General features: G+C 58.3%; 12 protein-coding genes. 2 read left to right on the forward strand and 10 right to left on the reverse strand.

Features of this window, described 5'->3' with window-relative positions:
• Positions 1–51 precede the first annotated feature (51 nt).
• The 4 genes from KF947_RS07575 to KF947_RS07590 all read right to left on the reverse strand — a co-directional run bounded on the left by KF947_RS07575 (position 52) and on the right by KF947_RS07590 (position 4,184).
• Positions 52–1,347 (reverse strand): TRAP transporter large permease, encoded by a 1,296-nt coding sequence (locus KF947_RS07575; protein ID WP_133733276.1) that lies wholly within the window; start codon positions 1,345–1,347, stop codon positions 52–54.
• Complete coding sequence (locus KF947_RS07580; RefSeq protein ID WP_227405857.1) at positions 1,344–1,886, reverse strand: TRAP transporter small permease; 543 nt, start codon at positions 1,884–1,886, stop codon at positions 1,344–1,346. The genes KF947_RS07575 and KF947_RS07580 overlap by 4 nt, the downstream gene beginning before the upstream one ends.
• Before the next feature lie 108 nt (positions 1,887–1,994).
• Complete coding sequence (locus tag KF947_RS07585; protein WP_227405858.1) at positions 1,995–2,975, reverse strand: TRAP transporter substrate-binding protein; 981 nt, start codon at positions 2,973–2,975, stop codon at positions 1,995–1,997.
• A gap of 309 nt (positions 2,976–3,284) precedes the next feature.
• Positions 3,285–4,184, reverse strand: a complete 900-nt coding sequence (locus tag KF947_RS07590) for a LysR family transcriptional regulator (protein WP_133733279.1) — start codon at positions 4,182–4,184, stop codon at positions 3,285–3,287.
• Between the two features lie 149 nt (positions 4,185–4,333).
• Between KF947_RS07590 and KF947_RS07595 the strand changes: the two genes are divergently transcribed.
• Together KF947_RS07595 and KF947_RS07600 are read left to right on the forward strand one after the other, a co-directional pair.
• Positions 4,334–5,539: a CaiB/BaiF CoA transferase family protein gene (locus KF947_RS07595; RefSeq protein WP_223288652.1), complete on the forward strand. Its 1,206-nt coding sequence runs from the start codon at positions 4,334–4,336 to the stop codon at positions 5,537–5,539.
• A 10-nt stretch (positions 5,540–5,549) separates the two neighbouring features.
• Positions 5,550–6,491 carry a hydroxymethylglutaryl-CoA lyase gene (locus tag KF947_RS07600; protein ID WP_227405859.1) on the forward strand — a complete coding sequence of 314 codons (942 nt, stop codon included), beginning with the start codon at positions 5,550–5,552 and terminating at the stop codon, positions 6,489–6,491.
• On the opposite strand, the gene KF947_RS07605 is transcribed toward KF947_RS07600, so the two are convergent.
• The 6 genes from KF947_RS07605 to speB form a co-directional block, all read right to left on the reverse strand.
• A complete protein-coding gene (locus tag KF947_RS07605; RefSeq protein WP_227405860.1) occupies positions 6,488–7,960 on the reverse strand; it encodes an aldehyde dehydrogenase family protein in 1,473 nt (490 codons plus the stop codon). The two genes, KF947_RS07600 and KF947_RS07605, sit on opposite strands and share 4 nt — an antisense overlap.
• A gap of 13 nt (positions 7,961–7,973) precedes the next feature.
• On the reverse strand, positions 7,974–8,708 hold the full coding sequence (locus KF947_RS07610) for an MBL fold metallo-hydrolase (protein ID WP_223288650.1): 735 nt from the start codon (positions 8,706–8,708) through the stop codon (positions 7,974–7,976).
• The gene (locus KF947_RS07615) at positions 8,705–10,015 is read right to left on the reverse strand and encodes a purine-cytosine permease family protein (protein WP_223288649.1); all 1,311 of its coding nucleotides are present in this window, start codon (positions 10,013–10,015) and stop codon (positions 8,705–8,707) included. Before KF947_RS07615 ends, KF947_RS07610 begins: the two co-directional genes overlap by 4 nt.
• The gene (locus KF947_RS07620; RefSeq protein WP_227405861.1) at positions 10,005–11,663 is read right to left on the reverse strand and encodes a 5-guanidino-2-oxopentanoate decarboxylase; all 1,659 of its coding nucleotides are present in this window, start codon (positions 11,661–11,663) and stop codon (positions 10,005–10,007) included. Before KF947_RS07620 ends, KF947_RS07615 begins: the two co-directional genes overlap by 11 nt.
• A gap of 10 nt (positions 11,664–11,673) precedes the next feature.
• A complete protein-coding gene (locus tag KF947_RS07625) occupies positions 11,674–13,056 on the reverse strand; it encodes a YjiH family protein (RefSeq protein WP_227405862.1) in 1,383 nt (460 codons plus the stop codon).
• 105 nt (positions 13,057–13,161) lie between these two features.
• Positions 13,162–14,112: an agmatinase gene (gene speB, locus KF947_RS07630; RefSeq protein WP_227405863.1), complete on the reverse strand. Its 951-nt coding sequence runs from the start codon at positions 14,110–14,112 to the stop codon at positions 13,162–13,164.
• Between the last annotated feature and the right edge of the window lie 80 nt (positions 14,113–14,192).

The following is a 14,192-nucleotide window of genomic DNA, read 5'->3' on the forward strand; positions in this document are numbered from 1 at the left end:
TGCCCCGCAGAAACAACCCTGCGGGGCTTTTGCTCCAGGTAAACACTTTGATCAATAGCCCATGATATCCGGCAGCCAAGTAGCCAGCCCCGGCACGGCGATGAGCAGCAGAATGGTGGCAATAATTGGCAGTAAGAACGGTATGATCGCCGTAACAACCTGGCCGTAGCGAAGCCGCGTGATCCCAACCATTAAAAACAGCACCGTACCGAAGGGTGGGGTAATGACCCCTACCGATAGCGTAATGACCATCACGATACCGAAATGAACGGGATCTAACCCCGCACTCAGCGCTGCTGGCACCACAATCGGGGTGAATATCAGGATGCTTTCGATCACCGACATAAAGCAGCCGATCAGCAGGAAAAACAGCGCAAAGCAGAGGAGTAGTGCAAACATGGGCATATCGATGCTGGCGACTTGGCCCGCCAACGCCTGAGGGATCCCCATGCGCACCAGTATCCAACCGTAGAAACTGGAGACGGCGATAATCAGTAGGATGACCGCACTGAACATCAGGGTACGCCGAAAGGCATTGAATAGATCTCGCCAATTCAGGTCTCGATAAACGAGGCCACCGAGAATCACTGCGTAAAGTGATGCAATCGCCCCCGCTTCAGTCGGTGTAAAAAAACCACCCCAGATACCGCCAACGATAATCGCCGGCATCATCAGCGGCAAGATGGCACGCTTACCAGTGCGGACGACTTCGCAGGCATCAAAGGGTGTCGGCTTAGGCATCACCACCTTGCCACTGGCAGACAGCAGAATGGTCATCCCCATGAGTAACAGCGCCATCAATATGCCCGGCACCAGTCCCGCCATAAACAGACCGCCAATACTTACATTGGCCAACCAGCCATACACCACCAACGCGATACTGGGGGGGAGAATTGGCCCAATAACGCTGGAGGCGGCAGTGATGCCCGTCGAGTAACCCAGCTCATAGCCACGCTCTTTCATGGCCTTGATTTCGATGCTGCCAAGACCTGCGGCATCGGCAACGGCAGTGCCCGACATGGTGGCAAAAATGGAGCTGGCCACCACGTTGGCGTGGCCCAGGCCGCCCTTGGTAAAGCCCACCAGCGCAGTGGCAAAGTCAAAAATGCGCGTGGTGGTAGAGCCGATATTCATGATGTTGGCGGCCAGAATGAACAACGGAATCGCCAGCAGCGTAAAGTTATTGAGGGTTTGCACCATGCGCAGCGGAAGCAGCTCGACAGGTAACCCGCCGGTGCCGGTTACCACCAGGGCGATAAACGAGGTCACGCCAATGGCGACCACAACGGGCAAACCAATGGCCATCAGTACCAACAGGCCACCGACAAAGATCATAAGTTCGGTCATGGTTGAGAGATCTCCTCTTCATGGGATACTTCCAACCACACCACTGGGCCACGCAAGCATTGCCAAAGGGCAATCAACGCCATGCCCACAAAGCTGAAAAAGATGCCGTAATAGAGGTAGCTAAAACTAATACTTAACGAGACGGTTTTATTGTTGGCACTCATGTCCGACATGATCCACGCGCCCCAGGCGGCAAGCGCGAAAAAGCCGCATGAGATTAGGGTGGTGAGACGGTATTGGATATTTTTACCTAAACCAGAAAGCTTATGGCTAAACAGATCCACCGCCAGGTGCTCGCTGCGTACCCATGCAGACAGTGATCCAAAGCCAATCGCGTAGATGGCCAGCATAGACGCCATCTCCTCGGTCCAGGGCATACCGATTCCGAGCAGGTCACGGGCAATGACGGCCGCCACGATTAACAGCAGAATAGCCGCCATGAGCGCCACGCCCACCCCGTCACAAAGACGAGTAACGCTGCGCAGCGTATAGAAAGCAATTCGATCCAGGCCCTTGTTGGGCGCTACGGCGTCTTCCACAGGAGAACTCCTTACCCTGACGTCTTCTTGGTCGTCAATGACAACTTACTTGGCTGGTAAAACAACGACGGCCCAATGGGCCGTCGTTGCGTCTGTCCGGTGCGTATATTACTCGCTGTCGTTACCCAGCGCATCTTCACGAACGCCGTCGGCCATTTCAGCCATGACACGATCGATGGCCGGTAACGCCGCTTCGCGGAAAGGCGTAACATCCGGCTCAATGACAGTCATGCCTTCCTCCTGAAGCGCATCCAGATAGAACTCATCAAGTTCACGCTCTTGCTCTGATCCGTATTGACGAGCTACGTCGATCGCCTCTTCGATCAGCGCTTGATCTTCCTCTTCTAGTCCCTCCCACCAGCGAGAACTAGCCACCCAGCTCCACGGAAACTGCACGTGGCTGGTCATGATCAGGTAGTCCTGCACTTCCCATAAACGACGGGTATAGGGTGAGGAAAGCGAGTTCTCGTGGCCATCTACCTGGCCGGTCTGCATGGCGAGATAAATCTCTGGCGCTGGCACGTTCACTACCTGAGCGCCGATCTCTTCCCACACTTCCAGCCATACTGGTAGCGAAGGCAGGCGCAGGCGGAAACCTTCCAGATCCGCCGGCGAGTGGATCTCCTTGTTAGCGGTCATGTGGCGGGGCCCGCGGTGCTGCAGACCAAAATACTTCAGGCCGCCCTGGTTTTCTGCTTTTTCAACCAGCGCTTGGCCGGAAGGACTCTCCATATAGGCGTCGACTTCATCCCAGGTGGTAAAGACAAAGGGAACCGTAATGGCGTCATACTCAGGCGCATACTGTTGACGCCAGTTACCACCGGTCAGGGAGAGCTGGGTTTGGCCCAGGTTAAGCAGCTCCAACACGGCATTCTCACCGCCCAAAGAGCCCGCCAAAAAGGGACGCACTTCAAAGCGGCCTGGCGCCTGCTCTTCCAGATACTCAGCAAAGCGTTCCACCGCAGCGCTTTCCGAGCCGCCTTCACTCATGGTGTTGTTAACTTGAATTTCGATGGGGTTAGCTAAAACGAACGGGGCCGTCGTTATCATGCCTAGGGTAGCCAGCGTGGCAAGCAGTTGTTTCCGCATGGGATAGACTCTCTACGGTTGTCGTTATTGGATGTGGTTCTTGTAACTTTCAGGTAACGCTTACGTGATCTTGAAACATGCATCCCACGGGCTCAAATCGACGTTCAAGAAGGCTGACTTCGTAAAATACGATGGCTAGAAACGCTGCTATAACGGGCTTTTAAATCCGCCCCATCACGGCCGTACGACCAAAGATGAATACCGAGCTCCTTTAATCAACCGCTGTTTAGCTTGGTTTAGGCCATTGAAAGGGTAGCTATTGGTGCTTTGCTTTCTCAAACCACGAAGTCATAAGGAGAATTTCTTGAGCTATTGCTCATTCTCTTTCAGGGTAAGGTGATCCACCAAATGCCGGGCAGTCACGTGAAGCGAGGCGTAACGGCGCATGCCAATCACCAGTTCTCTCTGGGCCCAAGGGTCGCTCAGCGGGATGCTTTTCAGCTGCAGATCGCCTAAGTCACGGTAGATGGTTTGCTCAGGCAGTACGCCAACGCCCATACCATGGTGGATCATGCGGCAAATGGCATCGAAACTGCGCACTTGAATGCGCATGCGTAGCGCTTTACCTGCTAGGTTAGCTTGCTCATTCAACAGCGATTGCAGCGAGGCATCCTGCTGTAAGCCAATAAAATCGAAGGCCAGCGCTTCATTAAAAGCGATGCTCTCGCGCCCAGCCAAAGGATGATCGATAGGGGTCATCAACACGAGTCGATCTTGTCGATAGGAGAGCTGCTGAAGGTCGGGCGCCGCCACATGGCCGGCAAAGATACCGATATCGGTCAGGCCATCGCGAACGGCAGCGATAATTTCACTGCTGACCCGCTCCTGAAGATCAATTTTGATTTCAGGATAGAGGCGAGAAAAGGCGCTGAGATCCTGGGGAAGAAAGGCAATGATTGCCGAGGTATTGGAGTGGATACGCACATGGCCGCGCACGCCTTCCCCGTACTCGCTGAGTTCGGCCTGCAGGCGCTCAATGTTATCCATAATACGGCGGGCATGGTGAAGAAACGCTTGGCCTGCGGGCGTCAGCTCCACCCCTCGTGGCCGTCGATAGAGCAGCGTGGTGCCCACCAGCGCTTCCAGGTCACTTATTCGCTTACTCACCGCAGCTAGCGCTAAGTGTTCACGCTCCGCTGCCGCCGTCAAACGACCCTCATCCGCCACGGAGATAAACAGTTTAAGGGTGACAAAATCAAAGCGGCGCATCCCACGAACTCCTTGAAAGCAAGCTCCCTATGGTAGCCCACACCTTCGCCAGCCACGAACCCTTTGTTACCCATTGCCTAATTGTCCCCTCTAGTTAGCTCACGCATGCTGGCAACATAGTAATAATCCAATGATAAGAGAGAGCCTTAATGAATGCTTCCGAAGCGCGCCAGCTTCCGCTACAGGGCTTAAAAGTACTTGAGCTTGGCCAACTGATTGCAGGGCCTTTCGCCACCAAACTGCTGGGCGAATTCGGTGCCGACGTGATTAAAATCGAGCCCCCCGGCACTGGCGATCCACTTCGCAAATGGCGAATGATTGAAGACGGCACCTCGCTGTGGTGGCACGTCCAAACCCGCAACAAGCGCTCGGTCGCGTTAGATTTACGCAGCGAAGAGGGCCAAGACCTGGTGCGCCAGCTCGCCGCCGAGGCCGATGTGGTGGTGGAAAACTTCCGCCCCGGCACGTTAGACAACTGGGGGCTGGGCTGGGAAGCGCTCTCTCAGCTCAACCCACGGCTGATCATGGTGCATATTTCCGGCTACGGGCAAACGGGGCCCTACCGCGACAAGCCTGGTTTTGGCGTGATTGGCGAAGCCATGGGCGGGCTGCGTTACCTCACCGGCCAGCCGGGAGAGCCTTCGGTGCGGGTGGGGGTGAGCATCGGCGACTCGCTTTCCGCGCTCTATGCCGTGATTGGCACACTACTGGCGCTTCAGGAGCGCAACCGCAGCGGTCTGGGTCAAGAGATTGATGTCGCGCTGTACGAGTCGGTATTTGCCATGATGGAGAGCCTGCTGCCAGAGTTCGATGCCAGCGGCCAGGTTCGCGAACCCAGCGGCAGCGCCCTGCCCGGCATTACCCCCTCAAACGCCTACCGCTGCCAGGGCGGCGATTACGTACTGATTGCCGGCAATGGCGACAGCATTTTCAAACGCTTAATGGGCGTGATTGGTCGTGATGATCTCGCCAACGACCCGGCACTGGCACACAACGATGGGCGCAGCCAGCAAGCCGATATGATTGATGCCGCCATTCAAGCCTGGACAGCAGAGCGACCACGGGATGCCATTCTGCAAGCCCTGGATGACGCCCGCGTGCCCGCAGGCTACCCCTACACGGCCGAAGATATTGCCTTTGATCCCCATTATTTGGCGCGGGAGATGATTCAAACCTTTACCCGCCCTAACGGTAAACCGTTAAAAGTGCCCGGCGTACTGCCCAAGCTAAGCGCTACCCCAGGGCGAATCGGCGACGGCGGCCCCACGCTTGGCCAGCATACCGACGACGTATTGGATGAGCTGGGCATTGACCACGAAACTCGCGCCAAGCTTCGCCAAGCGGGCATTATTTAAGGAACGCATCATGACCCAGCCAATCCCATGCCCCACTAAGATCGAGATCAACGAAGTTGCCCCTCGGGACGGCCTGCAGATTGAAGCGCGCTTTGTGCCGACGGAAGAGAAAATCCGCTGTATAGACGCACTCTCCACCACAGGCCTACGGCGAATCGAAGCAACTTCGTTCACTTCACCGAAAGCGATTCCCAACCTGCGCGATGCTGCTGAAGTGGTGACCGGCATCCAGCGTCGGGAAGGGGTCGATATCACCGTTCTAGTGCCCAACGTTAAGGGCACCAAGCGGGCGCTTGCCTGCCAAGTGGATGAGATCAATCTAGTGATGTCTGCCAGCAATAGCCATGGGCTGGCCAACCTGCGCATGACGCCGGAACAGTCCCTTGAACAGTTCGCGGCGATATTGGAAGTGACCCAGGGAAGCGGCGTGTTTATCAACGCCTCGCTATCGACGACCTTTGGTTGCCCATTTGAAGGCGAGGTACCCGAAGCGCGAGTATTAGAGCTTGTTGAAAAGCTCGTGGCTCTTGGCATTCAGGGCGTCACGCTCTGCGATACCACCGGTATGGCCAACCCTGCCCAGGTCAAACGCCTATGCAAAGCAGCACTGGAGCGCTGGCCGGAAACGCCGTTCACGCTGCACTTCCACAACACTCGCGGCATGGGCTTAGCCAACGCCCTAGCGGCGTGGGAAGCAGGTATTAGCCGATTTGATGCCTCACTAGGTGGGCTGGGCGGCTGCCCCTTCGCCCCAGGCGCTAGCGGTAATGTATGCACCGAAGACATAGTGCATATGTTTGAAGCCATGGGCGTCGATACCGGCGTCGATCTGGATGCACTGCTTGAAGTAGCTGCCACCCTTCCCGACCTTATCGGCCATGATGTGCCGGGGCAGGTTGTAAAAGCCGGGAAATCGACTCGGCGTTATGCGATGCCTGTTCGCGATGCTTAAGCCGGCCCAATCACATGCTTCACTTCCAGATAAGCACTTAGCCCCCAAGGGCCTAGTTCACGCCCAATACCGCTGCGCTTGAAGCCGCCCCAGCCGGTTTCGGGTAGCACCAGCTGCTCGCTGTTGTACCAGATACTACCGGCTTTAAGCTGGCGGCCAATGCGTTTTGCCCGCTCGGGGTCACCGCTGATCACCGTGGCGGCTAGGCCATAGGCACTGTCGTTGGCAAGCTGAATCGCCTCGGCTTCGCTTGCCACACTGTGGCCGCAGAGCACCGGGCCGAAAATCTCTTCCTGCCATAGGCGGCTTTCCACCGGTACATCACGGTACAGCGTGGGCGCGAGGAAATAGCCTTGAGCAGGCAGCGTGCGGTGTTTGCCATCGCGCACGGCTGTGAGCCCTTCCTGTTCGGCCAGACCCAGATAGCGCTGCACGGCGTCGCGCTGTTTGGCGCTGGTCAACGGGCCTAAATCCGTGCCTGCGTCGAGGGGGTCGCCGAGGGTAAGAGCATCCATACGTTCGGCGAGAGCGGTATAGAGTGCCTCTGCTACGTCTTCGTGCACCAATAGCCGCGAGGTCGCCGAACATATCTGGCCGGCGTTGAAGTAGATACCGGCCATTACCCAGTCAGCGGCTTGTTCGGGGTCGGTGTCTTCCATCACCAGGATCGGCGATTTTCCGCCCAGCTCCAAGGAGACGCTGGCGGTACGGGCGCTTGCCGCTTGCATCACCGCTTCACCGACGCGGTTGCTGCCGGTAAAAGAAATTTTATCCACATCCGGATGGTTGGTCAGCGGTGCACCGATGCCCTCACCGTCGCCGTTTAGCAGGTTGAGCACCCCAGCAGGTAGGCCAATTTCCAGGGCTATTTCTGCCAGCACCCGCTCGGGGAGCGGAGTGACTTCGGACGGTTTGAGCACCGCGGCACAACCGGCCGCCAAGGCGGGCGCCAGCTTCCAGGCGCTGGTCACCAGCGGGAAATTCCACGGCGCAATCAGCCCCACTATGCCCACGGGGTCGTGATAAGTGCGCGCCTCAACGCCCTCCATTTCCACGCTGACCAACTCGCCCTGGCGGGCATCCAGTGCCTTGGCCTGCCCGGCGTAGTAGCGATAGCAGGCAATCGCGTCGTCTAGATCGATCTCCGCTTCTGCCAGCGGCTTACCGTTGTTGGTCGCCGAAAGCGTGATAATCGGATCTCGGCGGGCTTCCAGCGCATCGGCAAACCTCTCAAGGTATTTTGCCCGTGCGCTGCCGCCCAGCGCCTGCCAGGCGGGCTGCGCCTGCTTTGCGGCTTTGACGGCAGCATCGACATCCGCGGCGTCACCTGCCGTAACCTGGGCAATCCGCACTTCGCGGTAAGGATTCATCACGTCGAGCAGGCGGGTGCCCGCCGAGGGCTCCCACTGGTTGTTGATGAATTGGTGGTCAACAACCGAAGGGTAATCAATCAGGGAGGTCATGGGCATTATCGTGGCTCCTTTATAGGTCGTGTTGGCGAAGCCAATCATCGATGAGCGTTGTGAGATGCTGGCCGCTAAAGCTGGGGAAATGGCCGCCGTGCACGGTGCGGACGGGCAGCCTGCGCAGCCGCCGCATGCTGGCAGCGTAGTCGGTAAGGTCGCTGTGCCAGAGGTCTTCAATGAGCGGGCCATCGTAAATCAGATCGCCCGAGATCAGCGTCTGGGTGGCCGCCTCCCACAGGGCAATGCCGCCGGGGGAGTGACCCGGGGTATGGATCACTTCCCATTGACGGTTCCCTAAGTCCAGTATTTCGCCATCCGCCAGCGGGCACACCTGCTGCGGTGCCGTGATGCGGTAGCGGCTGTGCGAATAAGGCTTGGCAGGCAGCGCTTCAAACATGTCATCGCTGAGAAACAGGTCAGCCAGGGTGCGCGTGTTATCGGGTGAGGCCAGGATGTCCGCCTCAGCGGCATGCACATGGCAACAGCCAAACTCGTGGGCGGCGCCGATATGGTCAAAGTGCGTGTGGCTGGCCACCGCCAGCAGGTCACGCTCGGCAAGCTGTGCCACGTGCTGACGTAGCGGCACTGCTCCCAGGCCAAAGTCCACGACCATGCCCCGCTTGCTGCCCTGGACATGCCAGATATTGCAGCGATAAAACGGCTTGATCCACGGCTCGTCGATCAGGGTGATACCGTCTGCCTTGCTGGCAGTACGGTACCACTGCTGGGCATTGATGCGCTCAAGGCTCATGCGGGCACCCGCTTGGCGAGGGCAACCTTGCTGACCACAAAATAGAGCGCACCGGTGATCACGAAAACCGGCAGCGACGCGCCAAAATCAAGCGGTGCGACCCAGTTCCAGTAGTAAGCAAGTAGCGCGCCGACCGCGTAGCTGCCCAGCGCCAGCCAGTTGAAGGCGGGAAGGCTATGTTCAGCCTGGATCAGCTGTGCCGAGGTATAGCGCTGGCGCCCCAGCAGGTAGTAATCCACGATCATCAGCGAAAAGGCCGGAATAAAGACGCTGCCGATAATCAACAGAAAGGTCTGGAACTGGTCAAGAATGCCGGGGATGAGCGCACCGATGACCGACACCACGCCAATGATCAACGCCGGTTTCCAGAACGGCACCTTCGGGCGCACGCTCATGAACGAAAGCGTCGCGCTGTAGACGCACATCACGTTGGTGGTCAGCACTGAAAAGAAAATCACCAGGGCGGCGGGCAGTCCGAAACCGAAGCCGCTGAGCAGGGTCGTCGGGTCGTAGGTGGGCTCCATACCCACGCTGATCGACAGCGCTGATACCGTCGCACCTAAGCCCATCGCCACCAGCGTTGCCACCACGTAGCCGCCCCAGGTGCCCACAACGGCAGCTTTTAGCGAGCGGCAGTGGCGGTTGTAGTCCGCCGCCAATGGAATCCAGGAGAAAGCCGTCGCGACCACGATATCGAACACCACGCCGCCGCCCAACACGCCTTCGGGTTCCAGCTGGGTGATGCTCGGCAGATCGTAATGGCGATTGAGCGCGAACAGCACCACCGCCGAGAGCCCCAGCATCAGCAGTGCCGCTATCTTCTCGACTTTCTCGATTCCCAGGTGGCCACGCAGAGCAATCAGCACCACCAGGGATTCACAAATGACCGTGAAGAGCGCCACATTGGAGTAACCGGTCAGGCTTTCCACGGCGTAGTCCAGACTCATGCCGGCGAGCAGCGCCTGAATCCAGCTCCACGCTATCAGCGCCAATAGATTCACCCAGGCGGGGAAATTAGCGCCTTTTCTGCCGAAGGTGCCCCGCGCCAGCACCATGGTGGTCATGCCGGTTTGCTGGCCCATCACCCCGATCAATACCAGCGGGATGATGCCGATTGCCGAACCAATCAAGATCAGCAGCATGGCATGTTGGAAGGTCAGGTCAGGGACTAAAAACATGCCGGTCAGGATGGTGGTGACCACCACGTTGGCGCCGAGCCACAGCGCAAAGGTTCCCGGCAGCCCAAGGCTGTGTTCAACGTCGTCGGCTGACAGGGTGTCCTGGCCGAGCACATGATTATTCTTCATTGTTATCTCCTGGTAACATCAGGTTTTTCTGCCAGGCAGCGGCGTCAATTTCGATCAGTAACGGCCCGGTCGCTTCACGGTTGGCGAGCGCCTTGGCAAACTCAGTGGGGCTTTCTACCAGTACGCCGGGACAGCCAAAGCCTTCGGCCAGGGTGAGGAAGTTGGGTGCTTGAATATCCACGCCCAAACGCGCCACACCGTTGGCATCCATATAGCGACGAATCTCTTCGTAACCGGCGTTGTGCCAAAGCACAATCACCACCGGCAGACGCGCTTCTACCGCCGTTGCTATTTCCGAGAGCGTAAACATCACCCCGCCGTCGCCCACCAGTGCCACCACCGGCAGATCCGCCCGCGCCAGCTGTGCGCCCAACGCCGCCGGTAGCCCATAGCCCAAGGTGCCGTAGCCCGTTGAGGCATTGAAATAACGCCTTGGCGCGGGCTGGCTGACCAGATGGTTACCGGCATACACCGGCGCGGTGGAGTCGCCCACCAGAATGGCCTCAGGTAGGTGCTCGGCAAGCGTTGCATACAGCGGCACAAAGTCGCTGAAGGCCGGGTCGTTGGGTAGATTCAGCGCGCTCAATACGGCAGCGGTTCGCACCTTGCCGTCGCGCTGCAATGGCTCGGAGAAATGGCCCAGTAGAAGCTCAAGGCTACGCCCGGCATCGCCGACTAGCCCCAACGCTACGCGCTGGTTGCGCACCAGCTGCTCTGGGTCGAGGTCAATACGAATCAACGTGCCGTTGAGATGAAAGCCACCATCAAACACCACGTCATAGTCGGTCTCGCCAAGTTCAGTGCCCACCGCCAGAATCACATCGGCGTTGGCCGCCAGCTCGCGCACCGCGGGCAAAGCTGCATTGGCACCCAAATCCAGCGGGTGGTCACGGCCCAGCAGGCCTTTGGCGTTGATCGTGGTCGCCGTAGGCGCATCGAGCTTTTCTACCAATGCTCGTGCCGCCTCGGGTGATGCCGCGCAGCCACCGCCCAGCAGCACCAGAGGCTGCTTCGCCGCCTTCAGCAGGCGAGCAGCTTCGACAAGCCCTTCCGGATCAGGCGCGGCGCGGTAAAGCCTCGGCGCCTGCCAACTCACCGGCGCGTTCACCGGTGCATTGAACAGGTCGATGGGGATTTCGATGTGCACCGGGCCCGGCCGCGCGCCGTTGAACACGGCAAAGGCGCGGGCCAGCACCTCGGGTAGCGTATTGGCGTCCAGCAGCGTATGGCTGAACCGCGCAACGCCGCTGATCATCTGCTGCTGGCTGGGCAGCTCGTGCAGCCGCCCTTGGTCCATCCCAAGCGTATCGCGACGATTCACGCTGGAGATCACCAGCATGGGGATCGAATCCGCCAGGGCCTGGCCCATGGCGGTCGCCATATTGGTCATCCCAGGCCCGGTGATAATCAGGCACACCCCCGGCTGTCCGCTGGCGCGGGCATAGCCATCGGCCATAAACCCCGCGCCCTGCTCATGGCGCGGGGTTATATGCTGCACATTGCTGCCTTCCAGACCGCGATAAAGCTCCACCGTGTGCACACCTGGGATGCCGAACAGGGCCCGCACCCCGTAAGTATCGCGCAGCAGGCGGATCAGCAGTTCGGCACAGGTCATGGTCGATTGATTGCTCGTTGCATCAGCGTTCATTGCAGGCCCCTTAGAAGAAAAACGTGTGGGCCATAAAGGCAATGATCGGCAGCGTAATGGCGGTACGCAGCAGGAAGATGGCGACCAGTTCCCAGAGCTTGATGGGGATTTTCGACTTGAGCAGCAGCGCGCCGATTTCCGACATGTAGATCAACTGGGTGAGCGACAGGCAGGCAATCACAAAGCGGGTGAGTTCGCTTTCGATATTGGTCGCCAGCACCGCGGGCAGGAACATATCGGCAAAGCCCACCAGGGTGGCAGGCGCCGCCGCTTCTGCCTCGGGAATCCGCAGCAGCTCAAGCACCGGCACCATGGGGTAGGAAAGCCAGGTAAACAGCGGGGTAAATTCCGCCAGAATCAACGCCACCGTGCCAATGGCGAACACCAAGGGAAGTAAGCCGAGGAAAATATCCATCACGTTGAGGAGCGCCAAACGTGCCAGCTCTCGGGGCCCAGGAGCTCCGGCGGCGCGATTGGTAGCCTGAATCAAGCTGTAACGAAACAGACCCACTTTTTCAGTGCGCTCTTCGCTCAACTGGCAGCCCACCGGCTCGTAATAGTCATTGGACTTGCGCGACAGCGGCGGCAGGCGCGGCACGATGACCGCCGCGATCAATCCGGAGACCACCACCGTGAAGTAGAACTGCACAAACAGGTGGTTGATATCCACGAAGCTGGTGACGAGCAGCGCAAACGCAATCGAGACCACCGAAAAGTTGGTGGCAATGACCGAGGCTTCGCGGCGGTTATAGAAGCCCTGCTCGTACTGCTGCGTGGTGATCAGCACGCCGACGGTGCCCGATCCCATCCAGGAGGCAGTGGCATCGATGGCGCTGCGCCCCGGCAGGTTAAAAATCACCCGAAATGGCTTACGTACCATACTGCCGATGAACTCCATAAAGCCAAACTCGACCAGAAACGGCAGCAGCAGCGCGGCAAAGAAAAAGAAGGTGAGCAGTACCGGCGCCAAGTCATTGAGCATCACGCCACCGGTAAAGGAAGCGGTCACGAACTCAGGCCCGAACTGAAAATAGGTCATCACAGCAAAAAGCGCGCCTAATACGCGCATCGCAAGCCACACCGGGCCAACATGAAACATTTCGTGCAGCATGCCCTTTTTGGCCCAGGATGGGTTAGCTAACTTGGCGTAAATCGTCGCTACCACCGATAGGCAGAGTACCACTACCGCAATAGCTGGCAGCGCCGAGCCCAGCAAGGCCTGCAAACTATCGGCCATGAGCCCCATGCCGATGTTAATGGTATCGCCCACCTGAAAAGGGACGAGAAACAGCAGCACCCCAATTAGCGAGGGAATGATAAACTTCAGTAAATGCGCGAGCGGTATCGGCGCCGACGAGGTCGGCTCTTCCGATTTAATGTTGCTATACGACATAGGATTCACCCATTGGAAGTGATTATTGGAGGTGGGCTGGCGGCGTTGTTAGGTCAGTACGTTTATTATTTAATCGCTATTTCTTTGATAGCTATTCGGTTAGCGTCACTCGCCACGCTTTACGCCCGGCAGTACGCAGAGCATTTCATACAGCAGCGTGGCGCCCATCAGTGCAGTGTTGCCGCTGGGGTCGTAAGGCGGTGATACTTCCACCAGGTCGCAGCCGACAATATTCAGCCCAGCGGCACCGCGAACCAGCTCCAATCCTTGGCTAGAGGTCAGTCCCCCCATTTCCACCGTGCCGGTGCCGGGGGCAACAGAAGGATCCAGGCCGTCGATGTCGAAACTGATGTACACCGGGATATCGCCCATCTGCTCGCGCACTTCCTGCATCAACGGCGCTAGAGAGCGATACCAGCACTCTTCGGCGGGAACGACGCGAAAGCCCTGATCGCGGCACCAGTCAAAATCCTCAGCGGCATAGCCGGTACCGCGCAGGCCGATTTGCACTACCTTGCCATGGGCCAATAAACCCTCCTCCTGGGCACGACGAAACGGCGTGCCGTGGGCAATTGGCTCGCCGAACATGTGCTCATTGACATCGGCATGGGCATCGATATGAATCAGCCCCACCGGGCCGTGCTTTTTGGCCATGGCGCGGAGGATAGGCAGCGTGAGCGTATGTTCTCCGCCCAGGGTCAGCGGAATGCAGTCATGTTTCAGCACCTCATCGTAAAAGGCGGTGATGATGTCGACGCTTTTAGGCAGGTGGAAAGTATTGATGGGTACATCGCCGATATCGGCGACCTGCAGGCTTTCAAAGGGCGCGGCGCGGGTCGCCATATTGTAGGGGCGCAGCATGCGCGACTCGTCGCGAATCTGGCGCGGCCCAAGCCGCGTGCCAGGACGATTTGAAGTGCCAATATCCATAGGGATACCAATAAATGCCGCGTCTAATCCCTCGGCGGTTTCTTGAGTAGGCAGGCGCATCATGGTGGCAGGGCCTGCAAAGCGCGGCATGGTGTTGCCGCCCAGGGGCTGATTAAACTCCGACATACACATCTCCTTATATTTTTTGGCGGTGAGCACGGTGTAGGTATTGGCCTAGCTCTTTTCACTCATCTTCTAAAGACACT

The organism is Halomonas sp. FeN2, assembly GCF_020595105.1.
GTDB classification, from domain to species: Bacteria; Pseudomonadota; Gammaproteobacteria; order Pseudomonadales; family Halomonadaceae; genus Vreelandella; species Vreelandella neptunia.

What these genes read in the sequence shown, in the direction of transcription:
- KF947_RS07595 (WP_223288652.1), top strand. Translation starts at nt 4,334, where the DNA reads ATGAATGCTTCCGAAGCGCGCCAGCTTCCGCTACAGGGCTTAAAAGTA.
- KF947_RS07615 (WP_223288649.1), bottom strand. Translation starts at nt 10,015, where the DNA reads ATGAAGAATAATCATGTGCTCGGCCAGGACACCCTGTCAGCCGACGAC.
- KF947_RS07585 (WP_227405858.1), bottom strand. Translation starts at nt 2,975, where the DNA reads ATGCGGAAACAACTGCTTGCCACGCTGGCTACCCTAGGCATGATAACG.
- speB (WP_227405863.1), bottom strand. Translation starts at nt 14,112, where the DNA reads ATGTCGGAGTTTAATCAGCCCCTGGGCGGCAACACCATGCCGCGCTTT.
- KF947_RS07610 (WP_223288650.1), bottom strand. Translation starts at nt 8,708, where the DNA reads ATGAGCCTTGAGCGCATCAATGCCCAGCAGTGGTACCGTACTGCCAGC.
- KF947_RS07620 (WP_227405861.1), bottom strand. Translation starts at nt 11,663, where the DNA reads ATGAACGCTGATGCAACGAGCAATCAATCGACCATGACCTGTGCCGAA.
- KF947_RS07590 (WP_133733279.1), bottom strand. Translation starts at nt 4,184, where the DNA reads ATGCGCCGCTTTGATTTTGTCACCCTTAAACTGTTTATCTCCGTGGCG.
- KF947_RS07600 (WP_227405859.1), top strand. Translation starts at nt 5,550, where the DNA reads ATGACCCAGCCAATCCCATGCCCCACTAAGATCGAGATCAACGAAGTT.
- KF947_RS07625 (WP_227405862.1), bottom strand. Translation starts at nt 13,056, where the DNA reads ATGTCGTATAGCAACATTAAATCGGAAGAGCCGACCTCGTCGGCGCCG.
- KF947_RS07605 (WP_227405860.1), bottom strand. Translation starts at nt 7,960, where the DNA reads ATGCCCATGACCTCCCTGATTGATTACCCTTCGGTTGTTGACCACCAA.
- KF947_RS07575 (WP_133733276.1), bottom strand. Translation starts at nt 1,347, where the DNA reads ATGACCGAACTTATGATCTTTGTCGGTGGCCTGTTGGTACTGATGGCC.